Annotated in this window: 20 protein-coding genes, 2 rRNA genes and 2 riboswitches (1 of these 24 cut by a window edge); of the genes, 17 read left to right on the top strand and 5 right to left on the bottom strand. The window is 69.1% G+C overall.

Annotation, left to right across the window (positions count from 1 at the left end):
* From OG332_RS07850 to OG332_RS07795, 12 genes are all read left to right on the top strand, one after another.
* A 23S ribosomal RNA gene (locus OG332_RS07850) occupies positions 1–2207 on the top strand (it extends 916 nt beyond the left edge of the window).
* Positions 2208–2283: 76 nt separating this feature from the next.
* Positions 2284–2400 (top strand): 5S ribosomal RNA (rrf, locus tag OG332_RS07845).
* A gap of 137 nt (positions 2401–2537) precedes the next feature.
* A complete protein-coding gene (locus OG332_RS07840) occupies positions 2538–3128 on the top strand; it encodes a CDP-alcohol phosphatidyltransferase family protein (protein WP_327412764.1) in 591 nt (196 codons plus the stop codon).
* 100 nt (positions 3129–3228) lie between these two features.
* The gene (locus tag OG332_RS07835) at positions 3229–5724 is read left to right on the top strand and encodes a mannose-1-phosphate guanyltransferase (protein WP_327412763.1); all 2496 of its coding nucleotides are present in this window, start codon (positions 3229–3231) and stop codon (positions 5722–5724) included.
* Positions 5725–5837: 113 nt separating this feature from the next.
* Positions 5838–6746: a DUF881 domain-containing protein gene (locus OG332_RS07830; protein WP_327412762.1), complete on the top strand. Its 909-nt coding sequence runs from the start codon at positions 5838–5840 to the stop codon at positions 6744–6746.
* A complete protein-coding gene (locus OG332_RS07825) occupies positions 6743–7075 on the top strand; it encodes a small basic family protein (protein WP_030722407.1) in 333 nt (110 codons plus the stop codon). The genes OG332_RS07830 and OG332_RS07825 overlap by 4 nt, the downstream gene beginning before the upstream one ends.
* A gap of 5 nt (positions 7076–7080) precedes the next feature.
* Positions 7081–7923: a DUF881 domain-containing protein gene (locus OG332_RS07820; protein ID WP_327412761.1), complete on the top strand. Its 843-nt coding sequence runs from the start codon at positions 7081–7083 to the stop codon at positions 7921–7923.
* A gap of 85 nt (positions 7924–8008) precedes the next feature.
* Positions 8009–8953 (top strand): FHA domain-containing protein, encoded by a 945-nt coding sequence (locus OG332_RS07815; RefSeq protein WP_327419140.1) that lies wholly within the window; start codon positions 8009–8011, stop codon positions 8951–8953.
* Positions 8954–9024: 71 nt separating this feature from the next.
* On the top strand, positions 9025–9786 hold the full coding sequence (gene ftsR / locus OG332_RS07810) for a transcriptional regulator FtsR (protein ID WP_327412760.1): 762 nt from the start codon (positions 9025–9027) through the stop codon (positions 9784–9786).
* 63 nt (positions 9787–9849) lie between these two features.
* Positions 9850–10323 (top strand): bifunctional nuclease family protein, encoded by a 474-nt coding sequence (locus OG332_RS07805; protein WP_030009777.1) that lies wholly within the window; start codon positions 9850–9852, stop codon positions 10321–10323.
* A 189-nt stretch (positions 10324–10512) separates the two neighbouring features.
* Positions 10513–11151: a MerR family transcriptional regulator gene (locus OG332_RS07800; protein ID WP_327412759.1), complete on the top strand. Its 639-nt coding sequence runs from the start codon at positions 10513–10515 to the stop codon at positions 11149–11151.
* Between the two features lie 62 nt (positions 11152–11213).
* On the top strand, positions 11214–12674 hold the full coding sequence (locus OG332_RS07795; protein WP_327412758.1) for a DNA polymerase IV: 1461 nt from the start codon (positions 11214–11216) through the stop codon (positions 12672–12674).
* Between the two features lie 79 nt (positions 12675–12753).
* Here the strand turns inward: OG332_RS07795 and OG332_RS07790 are convergent, their stop codons facing one another.
* Complete coding sequence (locus OG332_RS07790) at positions 12754–13119, bottom strand: PRC-barrel domain-containing protein (protein ID WP_327412757.1); 366 nt, start codon at positions 13117–13119, stop codon at positions 12754–12756.
* A 113-nt stretch (positions 13120–13232) separates the two neighbouring features.
* Positions 13233–13331, top strand: a riboswitch (glycine riboswitch).
* A 1-nt stretch (position 13332) separates the two neighbouring features.
* Positions 13333–13464, top strand: a riboswitch (glycine riboswitch).
* Positions 13465–13527: 63 nt separating this feature from the next.
* On the opposite strand from OG332_RS07790, the gene gcvP reads away from it, so the two are divergent.
* Entirely contained in the window at positions 13528–16413 is a 2886-nt protein-coding gene (gene gcvP, locus OG332_RS07785) for an aminomethyl-transferring glycine dehydrogenase (RefSeq protein WP_327412756.1), read from the top strand.
* A gap of 103 nt (positions 16414–16516) precedes the next feature.
* On the opposite strand, the gene OG332_RS07780 is transcribed toward gcvP, so the two are convergent.
* Together OG332_RS07780 and OG332_RS07775 are read right to left on the bottom strand one after the other, a co-directional pair.
* Positions 16517–16705, bottom strand: coding sequence for a DUF5999 family protein (locus OG332_RS07780; protein ID WP_030009772.1), 189 nt, complete (start codon positions 16703–16705; stop codon positions 16517–16519).
* Between the two features lie 261 nt (positions 16706–16966).
* Positions 16967–17587: a hypothetical protein gene (locus OG332_RS07775; RefSeq protein ID WP_327412755.1), complete on the bottom strand. Its 621-nt coding sequence runs from the start codon at positions 17585–17587 to the stop codon at positions 16967–16969.
* Between the two features lie 494 nt (positions 17588–18081).
* On the opposite strand from OG332_RS07775, the gene OG332_RS07770 reads away from it, so the two are divergent.
* The 3 genes from OG332_RS07770 (at position 18082) to OG332_RS07760 (ending at position 21349) form a co-directional block, all read left to right on the top strand.
* Positions 18082–19614 carry a glutamate-cysteine ligase family protein gene (locus OG332_RS07770; RefSeq protein ID WP_327412754.1) on the top strand — a complete coding sequence of 511 codons (1533 nt, stop codon included), beginning with the start codon at positions 18082–18084 and terminating at the stop codon, positions 19612–19614.
* A gap of 122 nt (positions 19615–19736) precedes the next feature.
* On the top strand, positions 19737–20558 hold the full coding sequence (locus OG332_RS07765; RefSeq protein WP_327412753.1) for a CPBP family intramembrane glutamic endopeptidase: 822 nt from the start codon (positions 19737–19739) through the stop codon (positions 20556–20558).
* Positions 20559–20644: 86 nt separating this feature from the next.
* On the top strand, positions 20645–21349 hold the full coding sequence (locus OG332_RS07760) for a hypothetical protein (RefSeq protein WP_327412752.1): 705 nt from the start codon (positions 20645–20647) through the stop codon (positions 21347–21349).
* 61 nt (positions 21350–21410) lie between these two features.
* Here the strand turns inward: OG332_RS07760 and OG332_RS07755 are convergent, their stop codons facing one another.
* Both OG332_RS07755 and OG332_RS07750 read right to left on the bottom strand, forming a co-directional pair.
* Positions 21411–22232 (bottom strand): PhzF family phenazine biosynthesis protein, encoded by an 822-nt coding sequence (locus OG332_RS07755; protein WP_327412751.1) that lies wholly within the window; start codon positions 22230–22232, stop codon positions 21411–21413.
* A gap of 85 nt (positions 22233–22317) precedes the next feature.
* Positions 22318–22527: a hypothetical protein gene (locus OG332_RS07750; protein WP_327412750.1), complete on the bottom strand. Its 210-nt coding sequence runs from the start codon at positions 22525–22527 to the stop codon at positions 22318–22320.
* Between the two features lie 491 nt (positions 22528–23018).
* Here OG332_RS07750 and OG332_RS07745 point away from each other — a divergent pair, with 491 nt between their 5' ends.
* On the top strand, positions 23019–23636 hold the full coding sequence (locus tag OG332_RS07745) for a PadR family transcriptional regulator (protein WP_327412749.1): 618 nt from the start codon (positions 23019–23021) through the stop codon (positions 23634–23636).
* Positions 23637–23690 lie beyond the last annotated feature (54 nt).

The following is a 23690-nucleotide window of genomic DNA, read 5'->3' as shown; positions in this document are numbered from 1 at the left end:
CTCCCCGAAATGCATTTAGGTGCAGCGTCGTGTGTTTCTTGCCGGAGGTAGAGCACTGGATAGGCGATGGGCCCTACCGGGTTACTGACCTTAGCCAAACTCCGAATGCCGGTAAGTGAGAGCACGGCAGTGAGACTGTGGGGGATAAGCTCCATGGTCGAGAGGGAAACAGCCCAGAGCATCGACTAAGGCCCCTAAGCGTACGCTAAGTGGGAAAGGATGTGGAGTCGCAGAGACAACCAGGAGGTTGGCTTAGAAGCAGCCACCCTTGAAAGAGTGCGTAATAGCTCACTGGTCAAGTGATTCCGCGCCGACAATGTAGCGGGGCTCAAGCGTACCGCCGAAGTCGTGTCATTGCAGCAATAGGGCCAACGCCCGCTGTGATGGGTAGGGGAGCGTCGTGTGCCGGGTGAAGCAGCAGCGGAAGCTAGTTGTGGACGGTTCACGAGTGAGAATGCAGGCATGAGTAGCGATACACACGTGAGAAACGTGTGCGCCGATTGACTAAGGGTTCCTGGGTCAAGCTGATCTGCCCAGGGTAAGTCGGGACCTAAGGCGAGGCCGACAGGCGTAGTCGATGGACAACCGGTTGATATTCCGGTACCCGCTTTGAAACGCCCAATATCGAATCAGGCGATGCTAAGTCCGTGAAGCCGTTCCGGACCCTTCGGGGAAAGGAAAGTGGTGGAGCCGACGAACCAGACTTGTAGTAGGTAAGCGATGGGGTGACGCAGGAAGGTAGTCCAGCCCGGGCGGTGGTAGTCCCGGGGTAAGGGTGTAGGCCGAGGGGTAGGCAAATCCGTCCCTCATTAAGGCTGAGACCTGATGCCGAGCCGATTGTGGTGAAGTGGATGATCCTATGCTGTCGAGAAAAGCCTCTAGCGAGTTTCATGGCGGCCCGTACCCTAAACCGACTCAGGTGGTCAGGTAGAGAATACCGAGGCGTTCGGGTGAACTATGGTTAAGGAACTCGGCAAAATGCCCCCGTAACTTCGGGAGAAGGGGGGCCATCACTGGTGATCGGATTTACTCCGTGAGCTGGGGGTGGCCGCAGAGACCAGCGAGAAGCGACTGTTTACTAAAAACACAGGTCCGTGCGAAGCCGTAAGGCGATGTATACGGACTGACGCCTGCCCGGTGCTGGAACGTTAAGGGGACCGGTTAGTGCGCTTTCGGGCGTGCGAAGCTGAGAACTTAAGCGCCAGTAAACGGCGGTGGTAACTATAACCATCCTAAGGTAGCGAAATTCCTTGTCGGGTAAGTTCCGACCTGCACGAATGGCGTAACGACTTCTCGACTGTCTCAACCATAGGCCCGGTGAAATTGCACTACGAGTAAAGATGCTCGTTTCGCGCAGCAGGACGGAAAGACCCCGGGACCTTTACTACAGTTTGATATTGGTGTTCGGTTCGGCTTGTGTAGGATAGGTGGGAGACTGTGAAGCGGCCACGCCAGTGGTTGTGGAGTCATCGTTGAAATACCACTCTGGTCGTGCTGGATGTCTAACCTCGGTCCGTGATCCGGATCAGGGACAGTGTCTGATGGGTAGTTTAACTGGGGCGGTTGCCTCCCAAAGGGTAACGGAGGCGCCCAAAGGTTCCCTCAGCCTGGTTGGCAATCAGGTGTTGAGTGTAAGTGCACAAGGGAGCTTGACTGTGAGACCGACGGGTCGAGCAGGGACGAAAGTCGGGACTAGTGATCCGGCGGTGGCTTGTGGAAGCGCCGTCGCTCAACGGATAAAAGGTACCCCGGGGATAACAGGCTGATCTTCCCCAAGAGTCCATATCGACGGGATGGTTTGGCACCTCGATGTCGGCTCGTCGCATCCTGGGGCTGGAGTCGGTCCCAAGGGTTGGGCTGTTCGCCCATTAAAGCGGTACGCGAGCTGGGTTTAGAACGTCGTGAGACAGTTCGGTCCCTATCCGCTGTGCGCGTAGGAATATTGAGAAGGGCTGTCCCTAGTACGAGAGGACCGGGACGGACGAACCTCTGGTGTGCCAGTTGTCCTGCCAAGGGCATGGCTGGTTGGCTACGTTCGGGAGGGATAACCGCTGAAAGCATCTAAGCGGGAAGCCTGCTTCAAGATGAGTATTCCCACCTCCTTGAGAGGGTAAGGCTCCCAGTAGACGACTGGGTTGATAGGCCAGATGTGGAAGCCCGGTAACGGGTGAAGCTGACTGGTACTAATAGGCCGAGGGCTTGTCCTCAGTTGCTCGCGTCCACTGTGTTAGTTCTGAAATAACGAACAGCTGTGTTCATGCCAGCGTTCAAATTTCATAGTGTTTCGGTGGTCATAGCGTTAGGGAAACGCCCGGTTACATTCCGAACCCGGAAGCTAAGCCTTTCAGCGCCGATGGTACTGCAGGGGGGACCCTGTGGGAGAGTAGGACGCCGCCGAACAATCATTGCGGGAAGCCCCGCACCAAACCCTCGGGTTCGGTGCGGGGCTTTTCTGCGTTCAGGACACGTGTGCGGTCTCCTGTAGGGTCAGGGGGCATCGAACGACCGTTTTCTACAGTCACAGTGGAGGCCCCCGGGTGGAGGTCCAGGAGACTCGGGTTCAGACTGACCGAATTTTCACCATTCCGAACATCCTGAGCATGGCTCGCCTGGCCGGCGTGCCCTTGTTCCTGTGGCTGATTCTCGCGGAGTACGACGGATGGGCCCTGGCCGTCCTCATGCTCAGCGGGATCAGCGACTACCTCGACGGGAAGCTCGCGCGGCGCTGGAATCAGATCAGCAAGCTCGGCCGGCTGCTGGATCCGGCTGCGGACCGCCTCTACATCCTGTCGACGCTCTTCGGTCTGACCTATCGCGAGCTGCTGCCGCTGTGGCTCACCGGAGCACTGCTCTTGCGTGAGCTGATGTTGCTGGTCATGGTGTGGATCCTGCGCCGTCACGGCTATCCGCCGCCGCAGGTCAACTTCCTCGGCAAGGCGGCGACCTTCAACCTGATGTACGCGTTTCCCTTGCTGCTGCTCAGTGATGGCACGGGTTGGTTGGCCTGGTTGGGGTCAGTTTTCGGATGGGCGTTCGCGGGATGGGGTACAACCCTCTATTGGTGGGCAGGAATCCTTTACGTGGTTCAAGTCCGCCGTCTCGTGAAGGCTGACGCCACGGCCGATTGAGCCCGACCGGCGCCGGATGACGCGGAAGAGTCGCGGAGTCACCGACCGAGACGGGTGAGGGTCGGCACGACTGTCATCTCTCAAGGAGGATTCTTCCGACATGAAGGCCGTCGTGATGGCCGGTGGCGAAGGTACGCGTCTTCGCCCCATGACCTCGAGCATGCCCAAGCCGCTCCTGCCGGTGGCCAACCGGCCGATCATGGAGCACGTGCTCAGGCTGCTCAAGCGCCATGGGCTCAGCGAGACCGTGGTCACCGTGCAGTTCCTGGCGTCGCTCGTCAAGAACTACTTCGGGGATGGCGAAGAGCTCGGAATGGAGCTCACCTATGCCAACGAGGAGAAGCCACTCGGCACCGCCGGCAGTGTGAAGAATGCCGAGGAGGCGTTGAAGGATGATGCCTTCGTCGTCATTTCCGGCGATGCGCTCACCGACTTCGACCTCACCGATCTGATCCGCTTCCACAAGGAGAAGGGCGCACTCGTCACGGTGTGCCTGACCCGGGTGCCGAACCCGCTGGAATTCGGCATCACGATCGTGGACGAGGAAGGCAAGGTCGAGCGCTTCCTGGAGAAGCCGACCTGGGGGCAGGTGTTCTCCGACACCGTCAACACCGGTATCTACGTCATGGAGCCCGAGGTCTTCAATTACGTGGACCCTGATGTCTCCGTCGACTGGTCCGGCGATGTCTTCCCGCAGCTGATGAAGGAAGGCCGGCCGATCTACGGCTATGTGGCCGAGGGCTACTGGGAGGACGTGGGCACGCACGAGAGCTACGTCAAGGCGCAGGCCGACGTGCTCGAGGGCAAGGTCGACATCGAGATGGACGGCTTCGAGATCTCACCCGGGGTGTGGATCGCCGAAGGGGCCGAGGTGAGCCCGGACGCGGTGCTGCGCGGGCCGCTGTACATCGGGGACTACGCCAAGATCGAGGCCGGCGTGGAGATCCGCGAGCACACCGTCATCGGGTCGAACGTCGTCGTCAAGAGCGGGGCCTTCCTGCACAGGGCCGTCGTCCACGACAACGTCTACATCGGGCCCCACAGCAATCTCCGCGGCTGTGTCATCGGCAAGAACACCGACATCATGCGTTCCGCGCGGATCGAGGACGGGGCCGTCATCGGTGACGAGTGCCTCGTCGGTGAGGAATCGATCGTTCAGGGGAACGTGCGGGTCTATCCCTTCAAGACGATCGAGGCCGGCGCCTTCGTCAACACGTCCGTCATCTGGGAGTCCCGCGGGCAGGCCCATCTGTTCGGCGCGCGGGGAGTCTCCGGGATCCTGAACGTCGAGATCACCCCCGAGCTGGTGGTCCGGCTGGCCGGCGCCTATGCGACGACCCTGAAGAAGGGGGCGACGGTCACCACGGCCCGTGACCACTCCCGAGGCGCGAGAGCGCTCAAGCGGGCCGTGATCTCGGCGCTGCAGGCCAGCGCGATCAACGTACGGGACCTGGAGAACGTACCGCTGCCGGTGGCGCGGCAGCAGACCGCGCGAGGCACCGCCGGCGGGATCGTGCTCCGGACCTCGCCGGGTGTGCCGGACTCGGTGGACATCATGTTCCTGGACGAGCGCGGAGCCGACCTCTCGCTCCAGCAGCAGCGCAAGCTGGACCGGGTGTACGCACGCCAGGAGTACCGGCGTGCCTTCCCCGGCGAGATCGGCGACCTGCAGTTCCCGGGCAGCGTCTTCGACGCCTACACGGGCTCGCTGCTGCGGCGGGTGGACACCACCGGGATCGGCGATGCCGGGCTCAAAGTGGTCGTGGACGCCTCCAACGGCAGCGCCGGGCTCGTATTGCCGAGCCTCCTGGGACGGCTCGGCGTGGACGCCCTGACGATCAATCCCGGGCTCGACGAGTCCAGGCCGACGGAGACCAGCGAGTCCCGGCGGGCCGGGCTGGTGCGGCTCGGGGAGATCGTCGCCTCGGCGCGGGCGGCCTTCGGAGTGCGTTTCGACCCGGTGGGCGAGCGGATCTCCCTCGTGGACGAGCGCGGAAGGATCATCGAGGACGACCGCGCGCTGCTGGTGATGCTCGACCTGGTGGCCGCGGAGAAGCGCAGCGGCAAGGTCGCGCTGCCGGTGACCACGACCCGGGTCGCCGAGCAGGTGGCGGCGTACCACGGGACACAGGTGGAGTGGACGACGACGTCGCCCGACGACCTGACCCGGGTGGGGCGGGCGGAGAACACGATCTTCGGCGGGGACGGCCGGGGCGGCTTCATCGTTCCGGAGTTCAGCAGTGTCTTCGACGGTTCGGCGGCTTTCGTGCAGCTGCTCGGCCTCGTGGCGCGTACCCAGCTCACGCTGAGCCAGATCGACGCCCGGATTCCGCGGGCCCACGTGCTCAAGCGGGACGTTCCGACGCCGTGGGCCGTGAAGGGACTCGTCATGCGGCGGGTCGTGGAGGCTGCCGACGACCGGCAGGTGGACACCACCGACGGGGTACGGGTGGTCGAGGCCGACGGACGGTGGGCCCTGGTCCTGCCGGACCCGGCGGAGGCGGTCACCCACCTGTGGGCCGAAGGTCCCGACGACGCCTCGGCGCAGGCCCTGCTCGACGAGTGGGCGGCCGTGGTGGACGGGGCCGGGCACTGAGCGCCGACCGCTGCGTGACCACGTAGGGCAGAGTCCGGTGGGCCGGGTTGCGGGAGGCCCGCTCCGGTCCACCGGACGGGCGCATTGGATGTGTACGGCGCCGACATGCGACGATGTGCGGCATGTCGCAGCCGCCCCACAACCGGACTACGGCGTCTTCTGCGCCTCCGCGCCCGGACGCTTCCATGTCGCTGCTGACGCACGTGATGGACCACAGTCTCGACGAGGGCTACGCGGAGGCCACGGCCCGGCGCGAGGCGGAGGGAACGGCGGGCCTGCCCCGCACCCTCAAGGCCAAACTGGGGCTTGCCGCCGGGCTGGTGATCACTGCCATGGTCGTCACGCTCGGTGCGGCCGAGGCGCGGATAGCCGCTCCGGTGCTGGCCAAGGAGCGTCACGAGCTGATCGACCGGGTGCAGCGGGCCGATGAGCGCGCGGACGGCCTGGAGCGCCAGATCGACAGCCTGAGGACCGATGTCGCGGCCCGCCAGCGCGCGGCGCTGAAGCAGCCCGGCGGGGGCCAGGGCGAGCTCGTGGCGCTGCTGGCCGGTGCCACGGAGGTGCGCGGGCCCGGGATCAAGCTGGTCGTGGACGATGCGAAGGGCGCTTCCTCCGGAGGCGGTGGCAAACCGCGTGAGAGCTCTGGTTTCTCGGACACCGGCCGGCTCCGCGACCGCGACATGCAGAAGATCGTCAACGGGCTGTGGCAGTCCGGGGCGGAGGCCGTCTCCATCAACGGGCAGCGGCTCACGGAACTCTCGGCGATCAGGGCCGCGGGTGACGCGATACTGGTCGACAACAGGCCGCTGGTGCCGCCGTACGAGGTGCTGGCGGTGGGGGACAAGAAGCGGCTCGGCACGGCCTTCCAGGACTCTGCGGACGGCCAGTACCTGCACGTGCTGCAGGAGAGCTACGGGATCCGCTACACCCTGTCCGCCGCGGACGAGGTGCGGCTGCCGGCCGCGTCGAGTCTGACCGTACGTACAGCTACACCGGTAGAACAGCAGAAGGGTGCATCGTGATCGCGGTACTGGGCCTCTTGGCCGGAGTGGTGGTCGGACTTCTGGTCCGGCCCGAAGTACCGGCCGTGGTGGAGCCTTATCTGCCGATCGCCGTGGTGGCGGCGCTGGACGCGGTGTTCGGCGGTCTGCGCGCGATGCTGGACGGGATCTTCGTGGACAAGGTCTTCGTGGTGTCGTTCCTGTCGAACGTGGTGGTGGCGGCGCTGATCGTCTTCCTCGGTGACAAGCTCGGCGTCGGCTCGCAGCTGTCCACGGGTGTGGTCGTGGTCTTCGGCATCCGCATCTTCTCCAACGCCGCGGCCATCCGCCGGCACGTGTTCCGGGCGTGAGGCCGATGGGTACGAACGACAGTCCCGAGGAGTCGGGTCCGGGGCCCGCCGAGCAGCCGCCGCAGGACGTGCCGCCGCAGGACGTGCCGGCGCAGCCTGCGCAGGAGTCCGTGCAGGCGGCTTCGCCCGAGGAGACCGGCCGGCAGCGGCTCGCGTCCGGGCTGTGGCCGCCGCGGGTGAGCCGGGCCCAACTGATCGTCGCCCTGCTGCTGTTCGTCCTGGGGCTGGGGCTGGCCATCCAGGTGCGGTCGAACAGCGACTCCAGCGCGCTGCGCGGGGCCCGCCAGGAGGACCTCGTACGGATCCTGGACGAGCTCGACGGGCGGACCAAGCGCCTGGAAGAGGAGAAGCAGGCGCTGGAGGATCAGCGCAGGGAGCTGGAGAGCAGCTCCAACCAGGCCGAGGAGGCCCGCAAGCAGACCGTGGAGAAGGAGCGGCAACTCGGGATCCTGGCCGGTACGGTGGCAGCGCAGGGCCCGGGCATCACGCTGAAGATCACCGATCCCACGGGCCAGGTGAAGTCCGACCAGCTGCTGGACACCCTTCAGGAGCTGCGGGCGGCCGGGGCCGAGGCGATCCAGATCAACGGTGTGCGCATCGTGGCCGGCTCGTACTTCTCCGACGAGAACGGTGGGGTCGCGATCGACGGTAAGAAGATCACACAGCCCTACGAGTTCAGGGTGATCGGCAAGCCCCAGGATCTGGAGCCCGCGCTCAACATTCCCGGTGGGGTCGTCCAGACGCTGGAGAAGGAGCAGGCGACCGTTGCCGTCACACGGTCGGCGAAGATCGTTGTGGATGCCTTGCGGGCTGCGAAGCAGCCTGACTACGCTCGGTCGTCATCGTGAGGAACTGGAGTGGAGGGTGGAGCGGCTCACGCGGGCGGATGCCTGCGGGGGGTCGGCGCACTGAAGTCGCGGTGCGTGGTGGAAACTGTCTGGTGGTTACGGACGTTGTGAGAATGTCCGGGTCGGCAGGTGTCTGCATTCGGAGTTCGTCCTGCCCCACGGGCGGGTCTGTTTCGGTCAAGGGGAATCGCCCGTGAAGTTGTTTGAGAAGTTGTTCGGCAAGAAGAACCGCGAGGACAGCGGTGCGGCACGGCACCGTGCGGGGCACGGGGACGTGGAAGGGCAGGGCGACCGGCCGCTCTTCCGCGACGAGGTTGCCGGCCCGGGTGATATTTCGGGCGCCCACGGCGCGTCGTCCGTTGACCCTGCCGGTACCGGAGGCATAGGTTTCGGTGAACCATCAACCTCAACTGCGGGTGGAGGGTTTGCCCCCGACCCGTACGCCACCAATGCCTCCGCGGGGCAGCCGCGGCGCGAGGAGCCGTCCATGTCGGCCGAGCAGATTTGCAGCAGGTGCGGACACCGCAGCGATGCGGCCAGCCGGTTCTGCTCCAACTGCGGGGCGCCGCTGCGGCCGGGTCTGACGCCGGAGCGTGCCTCGGAGACCACGTCCACCATCTCGATCTCGGGCCTGGAGGCCTACGAGGCCGAGGTGTCGGGACAAACGCACGTGTCGTCCTCGCTGTCCCCCGAGGCCCAGGCCGCGGTGGAAGCGCTGCCCCCCGGTTCCGCCCTGCTCATCGTGCGGCGCGGTCCCAACTCCGGTAGCCGCTTCCTGCTGGACGGCGAGCTGACCACGGCGGGCCGGCACCCGCAGAGCGACATCTTCCTGGACGACGTCACCGTCTCCCGGCGCCATGTCGACTTCCGCCGGGGCCAGGACGGCGGCTTCACCGTCTCCGACGTGGGCAGCCTCAACGGCACGTACGTGAACCGGGAACCGATCGACTCCGTCGCCCTGCACAACGGCGACGAGGTGCAGATCGGCAAGTACCGGCTGGTCTTCTACGCGAGCCTGCGGGGCATCTGACCCCTTCCGGACACCGTCCGGGGGGACCCCCACCCCCGGACTCCGTCCGGGGGCTTCCCAGGGAAGGTCCCATGCTGCGCAACCCGACAGGGGGTGCCGGAAACGGCACCACCGGCTCCGCCGGGCGGCTGGTGAGCATCGGCACGGTGCTCACCACGCTGCGTGACGAGTTCCCCGAAGTCACCATCTCGAAGATCCGTTTTCTGGAGGCGGAGGGGCTCGTCGAGCCCCGGCGCACCCCTTCGGGATACCGCAAGTTCAGCGCCGAGGACGTGGAGCGCCTCGCCCACATCCTGCGTCTGCAGCGCGACCACTACCTGCCGCTGAAGGTCATCCGCGAGCAGCTCGACGCGCTTGCCCGCGGTGAGCAGATCCGCATCCCGGCGCCCACCGCGCACGGGGATTCCAACGATCCCACCAGCCCGGCGGCCGTGTACGGCGAGGTCGGGCGGGAGCGGCCCACCGTGGCCCGGGTGGGCCGGGCGGAGCTGATCGCCGCCGCCGACGCGGACGAGGTCCAGCTGGTCGAGTGGGAGTCGTACGGGCTGCTGGCCGAGGCGCCGGGCGGTGGTTTCGACGCCGAGGCGGTCACGGTGGCCCGGCTCGTGGCCGATCTGGGGCGCTTCGGACTGGAGCCGCGGCACTTGCGCGCGATGAAGGCCGCCGCCGACCGGGAGGCGGGCCTGGTGGAGCAGGTCGTGGCGCCGCTGCGCCGGCACCGCAACCCGCAGACCAGAGCCCATGCGGAGGCCACGCTGAAGGAGCTGGCGGGGCTGTCCGTACGGCTCCACGAGGCCCTCGTGCAGACGGCTCTGGGCGTCCGGCTGCGGTGACCGCGCTGGTCGGAGTGGAGCCCCGACTACCCAAACCTGGCGGGCAGGTCCTAGGGTTGCTGTGTGAACGAGCTCGACGTTGTGGGTGTCCGGGTGGAAATGCCCTCCAACCAACCGATCGTGCTCCTGCGTGAAGTGGGAGGCGACCGGTACCTCCCCATCTGGATCGGTCCAGGGGAGGCGACCGCCATTGCCTTCGCGCAGCAGGGGATGGCCCCTGCCCGGCCGCTGACGCACGACCTGTTCAAGGACGTGCTGGAGGCGATCGGCGAGGAGCTCACCGAGGTCCGGATCACGGATCTGCGGGAGGGCGTCTTCTACGCGGAGCTCGTCTTCGCCAGCGGGGTCGAGGTGAGCGCGCGGCCTTCCGATGCCATAGCGCTGGCCCTGCGGACGGGGACGCCGATCTACGGCAGTGACGGCGTGCTGGACGACGCCGGAATCGCCATTCCGGACGAGCAGGAGGACGAGGTGGAGAAGTTCCGCGAGTTCCTCGACCAGATCTCGCCCGAGGACTTCGGCACCGGCCCGCAGTGAGGCGTGGGCCGCGTCGCCCGCGCGATCGGCGGGGAACTTTCAGCCCATTCGATTAGCCCTTCCCCATAACGGGATACGGGAAACCACTCTCAGGGTGATTATCACTCGGCGTGCCGAGTGTGGCGATCGTTGACGCACCCCTGGTGACTGCCTACCTTCAAGGTGGCAGGTCAAGGACGGAGGGTCGGCGTGAGGATCACGGGCGACGGTACGACCGGGGGCACCCCCGTACGGAGTGACGCTGGGCCGTACCCGCTGCACGGTGGCGCGGTCGGTTCCGCGCGCCGTCAGCCGGAGTCGACGCCGGTCGGACCGGTGAGCGGTGACCCGGCGCCCGAGCAGATCGGATACCGCGGGCCGACGGCGTGTGCCGCGGCCGGCATCACGTACCGGCAGCTGGACTACTGGGCGCGTACCGGGCTGGTGGAGCCGAGTGTGCGCCCCGCGTACGGTTCGGGCACCCAGCGGCTCTACAGCTTCCGCGACGTCGTGGTCCTCAAGATCGTCAAGCGCTTCCTGGACACCGGGGTGGCGCTGCAGAACATTCGTACGGCGGTCCAGCACCTGCGTGACCGCGGGTTCTCGGACCTCGAGCGGATGACGCTGATGAGCGACGGCGCCACCGTGTACGAGTGCACCTCGCCGGACCAGGTCGTGAGCCTGCTCCAGGGAGGGCAGGGCATCTTCGGCATCGCCGTGGGCGTGGTGTGGCGCGATGCCGAGAGCGCGCTCTCGCAGCTGCACGGGGAGCGGGTGGACACCGGCGAGACCCTGGTCGGGCACAACCCGACGGACGAGCTGGCCGCCCGCCGCAACCGCGCCGTCTGATCCAGGCCGGAGAAATGATCCAGGCCGGAGAAATGTCAGTCCCGTAGGGCAGCATCGGTGCCGTGAGAGCCGCGCCGACCATTCTGCATCTGGACATGGATGCCTTCTACGCCTCCGTGGAGCAGGCGTCGAAGCCCAGCCTGCGGGGCAAGGCCGTCATCGTCGGCGGGCTGGGGCCGCGCGGGGTCGTCGCCACGGCTTCGTACGAGGCGAGGCGGTTCGGGGTGCACTCCGCGATGCCCACGGCGCAGGCGCGGCGGCTCTGCCCGAACGGCGCCTACCTGTTCCCGCGCTTCAGCCTCTACCGGCAGGTCAGTGACGTGGTGATGGCCCTGCTGCGGGAGCTGTCGCCGCTCGTGGAGCCGCTAAGCCTGGACGAGGCCTTCGTGGACCTGGAGGCGGGCGGGGTGGCCTTCGACTCGCGGACCGCCCGGTCGACGGGGGAGCGGCTGCGGGCCGACATCAGGGCCGCCACGGGGCTCAGTGGGTCGGTGGGGCTCGCCGGGTCGAAGATGCTGGCCAAGGTGGCGTCCGAGGAGGCGAAGCCGGCCGGGCTGCTGCTGATCGAGCCGGGGACCGAGCGCGAGCTGCTCGCGCCGATGTCCGTACGGACGCTGCCCGGAGTGGGGCCGGCCACGGGGGAGCACCTGCGCCGCGCCGGGATCACCACGGTGGGGAAGCTGGCGGAGGCCGGGGAGGACGAGCTGGTCCGGATGCTCGGGCGGGCGCACGGCGTGGGCCTGTACCGGATGGCGCTGGGGCTGGACGACCGGCCGGTGGTCGCGGAGCGGGACGCGAAGTCGGTGTCGGTCGAGGACACCTTCGACGTGGACCTGCACGACCGGGTACGGATCCGCAACGAGGTGCAGCGGCTCGCCGACCGGTGTGTGCAGCGGTTGCGGGGCTCGGGGCACTCGGGGCGGACGATCGTGTTGAAGGTGCGGCGGTACGACTTCTCGACGCTGACGCGGTCCGAGACGCTGCGCGGGCCCACGGACGACCCCGCGGTGGTGCGGGAGGCCGCGGCGCGGCTGCTGGAGGGCGTGGACACCACGGGAGGAGTGCGGCTGCTGGGGGTGGGGGTGACGGGGCTCGCGGACTACACGCAGGAGGACCTGTTCGCGCAGTCGCTCGCCACTGAGCCGGACGGGGCGGGCGGGGCGGGCGGGACGAGTGAGGAGGCCGGGACGGCTGTCGCCGGCGGGAACAGCGAGCCCGGAGCCGCTGCCGCCCCTGTGGGGGCTTCTGAGGCTCCCGGGGCCCCGGCGGCCGCCGAGCCGCCCGGGGGGCCGGAGCCGGCTCCCGAGCGGCGCTGGCCGGCCGGGAGCGACGTACGGCACGCGGTGTACGGGCCCGGGTGGGTGCAGGGCAGCGGGGTGGGGCGGGTGACCGTACGGTTCGAGCAGCCCGGATCGGAGCCCGGCCGGGTGCGGACCTTCCGGGTGGACGACCCCGAGCTGGAGCCTTCCGATCCGCTGCCGCTGGTGGGGGAGGGGGAGCCGGGAGCCGCCCGCCCGGCATGATCCGGAAGCCGGACGGCGGGGCATCGCGTGAGCCGGCCCGAGCACCGGCTCACGGCCGCCGGCCCCCTCCCGGGCCCGCTCAGCCCTCGTCGCTCGCTAGGCGGCCGAAGTCGCGCTGGAAGTCCGTCGGCAGGGTCGTGTCCAGGCCGTAGTGGTGGTAGAGCTGCAGCTCCTGTTCGGGGGAGAGGTGGCGGCCGACGCCGAAGTCGGGGGCGTCCCTGATGAGGGAGCGCTCGAAGGGCACCCGCAGGGTGTCGCCCACCATCTCGCTCGGCTCCAGCGGGACGAAGGCGTCCCGGCTGAAGAGGCCCGTACGGACGGCCGCCCATTCCGGGACGCCCGTGGCATCGTCGAGGTAGACCTCGTCCACGGTGCCGATCTTGGTGCCATTGCGGTCGAACGCCTTGCGGCCGATCAGGCTGCGCGGATCGATGTCGGTCTGCACGGTCCCTCCAAATGGTCGCAACTCCTCCGTAATGACTACAGAAGTGCATAACGGCAGCGGAGGCCACTCGGGGGAGGCCCCAGATCCTCGCTGGTAGGCTGGGTGATGGCTGTCGACCCTGTGCGGGAGAGTCCTCCGAGTGAGCAAGACGGAGGCGCCGAAGGAGCAAATCCTCCCCGGAATCTCTCAGGCATACGTACCGCACGGACGAGGCCACTCTGGAAAGCAGGGGCGGGTACCGGGCGAGCAGTGCCGGTCCCACTCCTCACCGACGGTGAAAGCCGGAGCTCTTGGGCGACCCCCGTGACTCCGGTGAAACTCTCAGGTGCAGATGACAGAGGGGGAGGCCGTCCGGGTGCCAGCGCCGTGGTGCCCCTCGCAGGTCATACGACCAGGAGGCCTCCGTACATGACCGCCAACCGCATTCCGCTCTCCCAGCTGGAGCGAGGCATCCCCTTCGAACAGCGCCACATCGGCCCGGATGCCGAGGCGCAGGCGAAGATGCTCGCCCATGTGGGCTACGGCTCCCTGGACGAACTGACCGCCGCCGCGGTACCGGATGTGATCAAGACCGCCGAGGCGCTCGACCTGCCCGAGGCGCGGACCGAGGCCGAGGTGCTTGCCGAGCTGCGCTCGCTCGCCGACCGCAACCAGGTCCTCTCCCCGATGATCGGTCTCGGCTACTACGGGACCTTCACGCCCCCGGTGATCCTCCGCAACGTCATGGAGAACCCGGCCTGGTACACGGCGTACACGCCGTACCAGCCGGAGATCTCGCAGGGCCGCCTCGAAGCCCTCCTGAACTTCCAGACCGTCGTCGCCGAGCTCACCGGGCTGCCGACCTCGGGCGCCTCGCTGCTCGACGAGGGCACCGCGGCCGCCGAGGCCATGACGCTGGCCCGCCGCGTGGGCAAGGCCAAGGGCAACGTCTTCCTCGTGGACGCCGACGCGCTGCCGCAGACCATCGCCGTGATCGAGACCCGCGCCGAGCCGATCGGCATCGAGGTCGTCGTCGCCGACCTGTCCGAGGGCATCCCGGCCGAGGTCGCCGAGCGCGGTGTCTACGGCGTGCTGATCCAGTACCCGGGCGCCTCCGGTGCCGTCCGCGAGATCAAGCCGGTCATCGACCAGGCGCACGAGCTCGGCGCCATCGTCGCCGTCGCCGCCGACCTGCTCGCGCTGACCCTGCTGACCTCCCCGGGCGCGCTGGGCGCGGACATCGCCGTCGGCACCACCCAGCGCTTCGGCGTCCCGATGGGCTTCGGCGGACCGCACGCCGGCTACATGGCCGTCCAGGACAAGCACGCCCGCTCGCTGCCCGGCCGCCTCGTCGGCGTCTCGGTGGACGCGGACGGCAACAGGGCGTACCGCCTGGCGCTGCAGACCCGCGAGCAGCACATCCGCCGCGAGAAGGCCACCAGCAACATCTGTACCGCTCAGGTGCTGCTCGCCGTCATGGCCGCCATGTACGCCGTCTACCACGGCCCGGACGGTCTGCGGACGATCGCCCGCCGGACCCACCGCTACGCGGCCCTGCTCGCCGCGGGCCTGACGGCCGGCGGGGTCGAGATCGTGCACGGCTCGTACTTCGACACGGTCACCGCCCGTGTCCCGGGCCGCGCTGCCGAGGTCGTCGCCGCCGCCCGCGAGGGTGGCATCAACCTGTACCAGGTCGACGCCGACCACGTCTCCGTCTCCTGCGACGAGACCACCCTGCGCGCCGACGTCGAGGCCGTCTGGGCCGCCTTCGGCGTCACCGCGGACATCGAGGCGCTCGACGCGACCACGGCCGACACCCTGCCCGAGGGCCTGCTGCGCTCGGACGACTACCTGTCGCACCCGGTCTTCCACCAGCACCGCTCCGAGACCGCGATGCTGCGCTACCTGCGCAAGCTCTCGGACAAGGACTACGCGCTGGACCGCGGCATGATCCCGCTGGGCTCCTGCACCATGAAGCTCAACGCGACCACCGAGATGGAGTCGGTCACCTGGCCCGAATTCGGCCAGCTGCACCCCTTCGCTCCGGTGGAGCAGGCCGAGGGCTACCTCACGCTCATCACCGAGCTGGAGGAACGTCTCTGCGAGGTCACCGGTTACGACAAGGTGTCCATCCAGCCGAACGCCGGCTCCCAGGGCGAGCTCGCCGGCCTGCTGGCCGTCCGCGCCTACCACCGCGCGAACGGCGACGAGCAGCGCACCATCTGCCTCATCCCGTCCTCCGCGCACGGCACCAACGCCGCCAGCGCCGTGATGGCCGGCATGAAGGTCGTCGTCGTCAAGACCGCAGACGACGGCGAGGTGGACGCGGACGACCTGCGCGCCAAGATCGAGCAGTACCGCGACGAGCTCGCCGTGCTGATGATCACGTACCCCTCCACGCACGGTGTGTTCGAGGAGCACGTCGCCGACATCTGCGCCCAGGTGCACGAGGCCGGCGGTCAGGTCTACGTGGACGGCGCCAACCTGAACGCCCTGGTGGGCCTCGCCAAGCCGGGTCACTTCGGGGGCGACGTCTCGCACCTGAACCTGCACAAGACCTTCTGCATCCCGCACGGCGGCGGCGGTCCGGGCGTCGGCCCGGTCGGCGTCCGGGCACACCTCGCCCCGTACCTGCCGAACCACCCGCTCCAGCCGACCGCCGGCCCGGAGACGGGCGTCGGCCCGATCTCGGCCGCCCCGTGGGGCTCGGCCGGCATCCTGCCGATCTCGTGGTCGTACGTGCGCCTGATGGGCGGCGAGGGCCTCAAGCGCGCCACCCAGGTGGCGGTGCTCGGTGCCAACTACATCGCCAAGCGCCTGGAGCCGCACTACCCGGTGCTCTACACCGGCCCGGGCAACCTGGTCGCGCACGAGTGCATCATCGACCTGCGCCCGCTGTCGAAGTCCACGGGCGTGAGCGTGGACGACATCGCCAAGCGTCTGATCGACTACGGCTTCCACGCCCCGACGATGTCCTTCCCGGTCGCCGGCACGCTGATGATCGAGCCGACGGAGTCCGAGGACCTCGCCGAGATCGACCGCTTCTGCGACGCGATGATCGCCATCCGCGGCGAGATCGAGCGGGTCGCGGGCGGCGAGTGGCCGGCGGACGACAACCCGCTGGCCAACTCCCCGCACACCGCGGCGGCGCTGGGCGGCGAGTGGAACCACCCGTACACCCGCGATGAGGCCGTCTTCCCGGGCGGCGTCACGGCCGCCGAGAAGTACTGGCCGCCGGTGCGCCGCATCGACGGCGCGTTCGGCGACCGCAACCTGGTCTGCTCCTGCCCCCCGCTGGACGAGTACGACCACTGACACCGAGCGGTGAAGTGACATGAACGAAGGGGCCGGGTCCGGGAGAATCTCCCGGACCCGGCCCCTTCGCCGTGGCTTCCGTCGGCCGGGCCGTCCTCAGCGCCTAGGCCGCCGCGAGCGGGCGGTGCGGGGCGATGATCTGGCCGTCCGGCAGCAGTTCACCGGTGTCCTCGAAGAGCAGGACACCATTGCACAGCAGGCTCCAGCCCTGCTCCGGGTGGTTGGCCACCGGGCGAGCAGCCTCCCGGTCGGCGGATTCGGCTGACGGGCAGGCTGGCTGGTGCTGGCACATGGATGCGTTCTTTCGCTGCGGTGTGGTCTGCGTGCTACGGCTCGATGCGTGATTCATGGCCGTCCCCCTGGGTCATCCCCGCACCCGCGGGGAGCGTGTCATCAGTCTTCCCCCACGACAGCCGCTTCGCAGGTATTTCCCCGCAGCTGTCCTCACAGATTGATGACGCATCACTCGTGCGGGCGGTTCAGGCCAACTCCCCTATCATTTCGGATGGTTCGCATCTGACCCGAGCGGACTAGGCCGAATGGGCTACTCGGGTCAGGCGGCGGGCGCGGCCAGCGACGGAGGGAGGGGTGCCGTGGCGGGGGTCAGCCGGTGGGTGAGCACGGGCAGCAGCTCGGATACCGGGTGCGGACGGTACGCGGCGATGCCGGGCGGGGCCGGGGCCAGCGGCACCAGCAGGTCCTCGCCGGCGGGCAGCCCGGCGGAGGCGTCGGCGCCCACCGCCCCGTGCAGCCACAGGGTCAGCATGTAGAGCTCCGGCACGGACAGCAGTCGCGGCTGGTAGTTCGTGGCGAGGGACTCCGCCTGGCGCAGGGCGCGTTCGGTGGCGGCGACGTAGGGCCCCTCGAAGAAGTGGGAGAAGGTCCAGCCGTCGGCGGTCAGGCGGGTGTCGGCTGCCGCGACGTGGCGGTCCCCGCTGCGGATCAGGAACCGCCAGCCCGTGAGCCGCGTGCGGGGCGGCCTGCCGCCGGCCGCGAGCGTGGACATGCCCAGCCGGTCGAGGACGTGCACCGGAAGGGGGAGTTCGGCGGTCAGCGGCCCCTGGATCGCGCGCAGGGCCGGGGTGTGCGCCTCGTGGACGGCGGTGGGAGAACCGAGTGCCGCGAGGACGCTGCGCAGGGCGGGCGCGGGAGCCGGAGGGACATGCAGCGGCATGGTGGGTCGCCTCTCACTTGGGAGACCTGTGGAATGGGGGCAGGTGCGGACGGCGCTGTCGCATTCTGGGGCCAGAGGGGGGCCGAGGGGCAATGGCCGCGCGCCAACTCTCTGCCTCGTTTGCGGAGTTTATACGACATGTGTTCACGCAGTGTTTCGGCTAGCTGTCCCGCCTATTGCCGACAAGACGCTTACCGGTCCCGCTGACGTGGCATTCATGCCGGATGTGCGCGAACGTGCCGCGCTGACCTCGGAGGTTACCGGACGGGGGCTCGGCTGGAAAGCACCGGTTTTGCGGCGCGCGCAAAGTCGAAGAGGAATTTGCGCGAAGCGACTTGCCAGGTGAATGTGCCGAAGCGCCCTTCGGCCAAACCGGCGCGCGCTCCTCGCCACGCACGCCCCCACCGCGTTATGGATCACGGAGGCGGGGCATCATCGACCGTAATGCGCGCCTGGGGGTCCCGGGCCGGGCCCACTCGAGGAGGGACGCTTCGATGGGGGAGAAGGTCGTGGCGGGCGGATTCGACCTGTCCGATCGGCAGCGGTATCGAAGGAAGCTTCACGAGTGTCTGGAGGGGCTGGAGCGACTCCTGGCGGAGAAGAGGTTCGATCGCCCGAAGAACATGATGGGACTGGAGATCGAGCTGAATCTCGCGGGTGCCGACGGGTTGCCGAGAATGGTGAATGCCCAGGTGCTGGAGCGGATAGCGAGTCCTGATTTCCAAACCGAACTGGGAATGTTCAATCTGGAGGTGAACGTCCTGCCCCACCGGCTCGGCGGCCGGGTATTCGACCAGCTCACCGAGGAACTCAGCGCGGGGCTGGGCTATGCCCACAGGCAGGCTACGGAGATCGACGCCGGTGTGGTGATGATCGGCATTCTGCCGACGATCTCCCGCTCCGACCTGGTCACCGCGAACCTGTCGGCGGTGGACCGCTACTCGCTGCTGAACGAGCAGATCCTGATGATGCGCGGGGAGGACTTCACGCTCGACATCGACGGGGTCGAGCGGCTGATCTGGACCTCCGGGTCGATCGTGCCGGAGGCCGCCTGCACCTCCGTACAACTGCACCTGCAGGTGACGCCGGCCCGGTTCCCGGCCGTGTGGAACGCGGCGCAGGCGGTGGCCGCCGCGCAGATAGCCGTCGGCGCCAACTCGCCCTTCCTGTTCGGGCGCGAGCTGTGGCGGGAGTCGCGGCCGCCGCTGTTCACGCAGGCCACCGACACCCGGCCGCCCGAGCTCCAGGCCCAGGGAGTGCGGCCGCGCACGTGGTTCGGGGAGCGGTGGGTGGACTCGGCGTACGAGCTCTTCGCCGAGAACGTCCGCTACTTCCCCGCCCTGCTGCCGATATGCGACGAGGAGGAGCCGCTGCGGGTGCTCGCCGAGGGCGGCGTGCCGGCGCTGCAGGAGCTGGTCCTGCACAACGGGACCGTCTACCGCTGGAACCGGCCCGTATACGGGGTCGCCGACGGGGTGCCGCACTTGCGGGTCGAGAACCGGGTGCTGCCGGCGGGGCCCACGGTCGCCGACGTCGTCGCCAACGCCGCCTTCTACTACGGGCTCGTCCGCACCCTCGCCGACGAGCCGCGCCCGGTGTGGACCCGGCTGCCCTTCGCCGAGGCGGAGGCGAACTTCGACGCGGCCTGCCGGTACGGGATCGACGCGCGGCTGCGGTGGCCGCGCCGGGGCCGGGCCGGGGGACTGGCGAGCGTGCCCGCCGTACGGCTGGTCCTGGACGAGCTGCTGCCGATGGCGGCGGCGGGGCTCGACGCCTGGGGCATCGAGCCCGCGGACCGGGACCACTACCTCGGCATCATCGAGGAGCGCTGCCGGCGGAGGGTCAACGGGGCGACCTGGCAGGTGGACACCTACCACCGGGCCCTGGCGGCCGGGCTGGAGCGGGACGAGGCCCTGGCCGCGACCACCCGGAGGTACAGCGAGCTGATGCACAAGGGCGACCCCGTGCACACCTGGCCCGTGGGACTGGGGGAGGAGGTGAGCGCCTCGGTGCCGGCGGCGCGCTGAGCCGGAGCGTGACCGGAGCCGGCGCGCGACCGGAGCCGTCCGGTGGTCCCGTTGATCCCGTTGTCCCCCCGCAGTGATCCTCCCCGTCGCCCGAGGAGGCAGTATGGGGTGGTCGCAACGGGATGGCAGGACGGGAGTCGGGCGTGCGGGCGGATCCGGAGCCGGTGTTCGTGAAGCTGGACGAGGACGGGCGGCGGGGTCTCCTGCGCAACGAGACGCTGCTCGTCCTCGCGCTGTCGCTGGGCGCGAGCGGTGTCTCGGCGCTCATCAGCTTCATCGGCTCGCTCACCAAGCCGGGGGGCCTGAAGGACCAGGCCGCCACGCTCAACGCCTCGCAGGCCCCGGGCCGGCCCTGGCTGGACCTGGCGTGGCAGCTGTTCGGCATCGCGAGCGCGCTGGTCCCCGTCCTGCTGGTGGCGCACCTGCTGACCCGCGAGGGCGCCCCCGGGCTGCGGGTGCTGGGCTTCGACCGCACCCGGCCCCTGGGGGACCTGGCCCGGGGCGCGCTCGTCGCCGCAGGGATCGGGAGCGCGGGGCTCGCCTTCTACCTGGGGGCGCGGGCCGCCGGATTCAACCTCACGGTGGTGCCGGAGGCGCTGCCCGACGTGTGGTGGAAGTTCCCCGTACTGATCCTCTCCGCGCTGCAGAACGCCGTGGTGGAGGAGGTCATCATGCTGGCCTACCTGCTGCGCCGGCTCGACCAGCTCGGCTGGTCGCCGATGGCCGCGCTGCTGGCCAGCGCGGTGCTGCGCGGCTCCTACCACCTCTACCAGGGCATCGGCGGCTTCATCGGCAACATGGTGATGGGCGTCGTCTTCGTCCTCGCCTACCGCCGCTGGGGCCGGGTGGGACCGCTCGTCGTCGCGCACGCGCTGCTCGACATCGTGGCCTTCGGCGGCTACGCGCTGCTCGCGGGCAAGGTGGGCTGGTTGCCCACGCCGTGATGCGGCGGCGCACCCGATCGGCCCTGCCGGGCGGGGGCGGACGCCGAACCGGTGCGAGGCTGGAGGGGAGTGAGGAGGCGCGCCCGGTGGCTGTTGTGGACTCCCTGGTGCCGTTCGCGCCGTTCTTCGTGCCCGTGGTCAGCGGACTGGTGGGCGGGGCCAGCCTCCTCATCCGGGACCGCCGCGAGGCACGCAGCTCAGACCACCACTACCGCAGGCGACTGGAGAAGGCCCAGCTGGAGATCCAGTTCATCACCGGCTGGATCCAGGCCAAGGAGCTGGCTCCGACGGACGGCCCGGCCCCCGAGCCGGACCCGGGACGCTGGCTGGACGACCTCTACGCGTCGGTGCGCCGCGCCAAGGCGGGCACGGGCGGCCGGCATCGGACGGGGCCCGTCTCGTTGCGGCGCCTGCTGCTGCTCGGCGAGCTGACCGGCCCGGCGAGGAGCATGCGGGTCGCGTACTGGATTGCCCTGGTCCTGTTCAACGGGGCGCTCGCGTGGTGGGTGAACGCCCTCGTCTCCGGCGTCCCGGGTTTCATGCACGACGAGGGCGTCCCGGAGTCAGAGGAGATCGGCTCCTACCTGGGGCTGGCCGTGGCCTTCTTCGTGATCTCGGCCGTCCTGTGGCTGTGGACGGTCCGCTTGGGCAAGGCGGAGCCGGAGCAGGTCTACCGCAAGCGCATCGACTCGGACGCCTGGAGGGAGAACGAGCGGAAGCGGCGCAGCGCGGCCGACGCCAAGGCGCGGTCGAAGGCGGCCCGCCGGGGGCGGGGCGGGTCCGCGGGCTGACCGCCCCCCCGTCGGGTGTCCGCGCCCCGGCCCGTACGCCGCGACCACCCCTCCCGTGCGGTCACGGGGCGGTGAGGAGCTCCCCGTCGACGACGGTGACGGCCCGGCCGGTCAGCAGCGTGCGGTCGCCCGCCAGGGTCACCCGTACGAGACCGCGGCGCGCGCCACCCTGGAGACCGGTCAGCTCGGTGCGGCCCAGGCGCTCGGCCCAGAAGGGGGCGAGTGCGGTGTGGGCGCTGCCGGTGACCGGGTCCTCGTCGATCCCGAAGGCCGGGAAGAAGCCCCGGGAGACGAAGTCGTACCCGCAGGAGGGATCCTCGGCGGCCGCGGTGACGATGACCCCGCGCTTGGCGAAGGCGCGCAGGGCGCCGTGGTCCGGCGTCAGCTCGCGGACGGTCTTCTCGTCGGCCAGCTCGATCACGAGGTCACCGATGTGCGCGGCGGTGTCGTGCACGGAGAGGATCGGCGCCCCGCCGAGCGCGTGGTCCACGGCGGGCGGCGCCGGGACCGGGGTCAGCGAGGACGTCGGGAAGTCCATGGTGATCGTGCCGTCCTCGGCGGCTTCGGCCGTGAGGATCCCGCAGCGCGCGGTGAAGCGGATCCGGCCCGTGGCGAGGCCTGCGGACGCCAGGACGTGCGCCGTGGCGAGCGTGGCGTGGCCGCACATGTCGACCTCGGCGGCCGGGGTGAACCAGCGCAGCGCCCAGTCGGCGTCCCCGCCGGGCGGCAGGGGGTGGGCGAAGGCGGTCTCGGAGAGGTTCACCTCGGAAGCGACCTGCTGGAGCCAGGCGTCCGGGGGGAAGGCGGAGTCGAGGAGCAGGACTCCGGCGGGGTTCCCTTGGAAGGGCCGGTCGGTGAAGGCGTCGACGATTCGGATGCGCATGGGGCGACGGTAGGGCGGTTCCTCGATGACCGACAAAGGCCAATCCGGGGTGACTGGACTGGCCGGTGCCCCAGGGCCGGCCGGCTCAGGTCCGGGAGAGGGCCTTCGTGCCCGACAGCAGGGGGATGGGGTTGACGTTCCCGTCACCGCGGCCGCAGGTCGGGGCGGTGTCGGCGGTGTCGGAGAGCTTCGTGCCGGTCGCGAACCGGCCGTCGCGGGTGGTCGGCGCCACCGTGGTGAAGTGGTCGTCGAAGCCGCGCTCGCCGTAGGAGTACACGCACTGCCGGAGGTTCACGCAGCGCGCGGCGGACAGGTCCAGGACCTCGACCTCGGACAGCAGGGGGACGAGGCGGTAGAGGCCGCAGTTCGGGGTCGGGTCCGGGGTGTTGGAGACGTTCGAGGCCGCCGAGAAGTCGTTGCCGCCGAGGTACGCGACCGTGGTGACGTGGTCGCGCTGGGCCTCTGAGCAGATAGACGCACTGGTGCAGGTTCAGGTAGCGGCCGTCGTGGCTCGCCACCACCGTCGCGAGAAGTCCACGCCCCGGAAGTCCCCTTTCGTCGGTGCTCCGGCCGCGCCCCGTGCTGCGGGGAGCGCCGCCGGAACAGCACCTCCGCACGATCCTCGACCAGGAGTTCTGTCAGGAATCCACCCCAAGGTGTGCACGGCCCTCGCTCATTGACGACAGTTTCCGATATATCGTTGACGCATCGCGATGGATCAGCGACAGTTGAGGCATCGGACAACCAATGCCGAAGAAATGACAACGTGACGAAAGGAGCGCAGTCATGCGTTCACGTGGACAGCACGACCACGGACATGAGCACGGACGGGGTCACGGCCACTGCGGGCCGGACCGTCGGGAGGAGTTCAGGGGGCTGCGCGCCGCCTTCGGACCGTTCGGGCCGCCCTTCGGCGGCGGGCCCTTCGGAGGGCGGGGCGGGCGCGGTGGGCGGGGCGGCGGCCGGGCCCGGCGCGGTGACGTGCGCGCCTCGATCCTGGCGCTGCTCGCCGACCGGCCGATGCACGGCTACGAGATGATCCAGGAGATCGGCGAGCGCAGCGGCGGGGCCTGGAAGCCCAGCCCGGGCTCGGTCTACCCGACCCTGCAGCTGCTCGAGGACGAGGGGCTCATCACGAATGAGAGCGAGGGCGGCAAGAAGCTGTTCACGCTCACCGACGCCGGCCGCACCGAGGCCGAGTCCGGCCCGGACGCGCCGTGGGCCGACGCCGGGCGCGGCTTCGACTTCGAGGCGATGCACGAGGTCCGGACGGCCGGAATCGGTCTGATGGAGGCCTTCGGGCAGGTCTTCAAGACCGGCTCGCCCGAGCAGCGCGAGAAGGCGCTCGGGGTCGTCAACGACGCCCGCAAGAAGCTCTACCTGATCCTGGCCGACGAGCACTGAGGGCCGGAAGGCCCCGGCTCCCGCGCAGCGCGCCCCGCGAGTCCTCTCGCGGGG

The organism is Streptomyces sp. NBC_01233, from assembly GCF_035989305.1.
Classification (GTDB): Bacteria; Actinomycetota; Actinomycetes; order Streptomycetales; family Streptomycetaceae; genus Streptomyces.
Note: the sequence above shows the minus strand (reverse complement) of the source record. Positions and strands in the feature narration are given on the sequence as shown.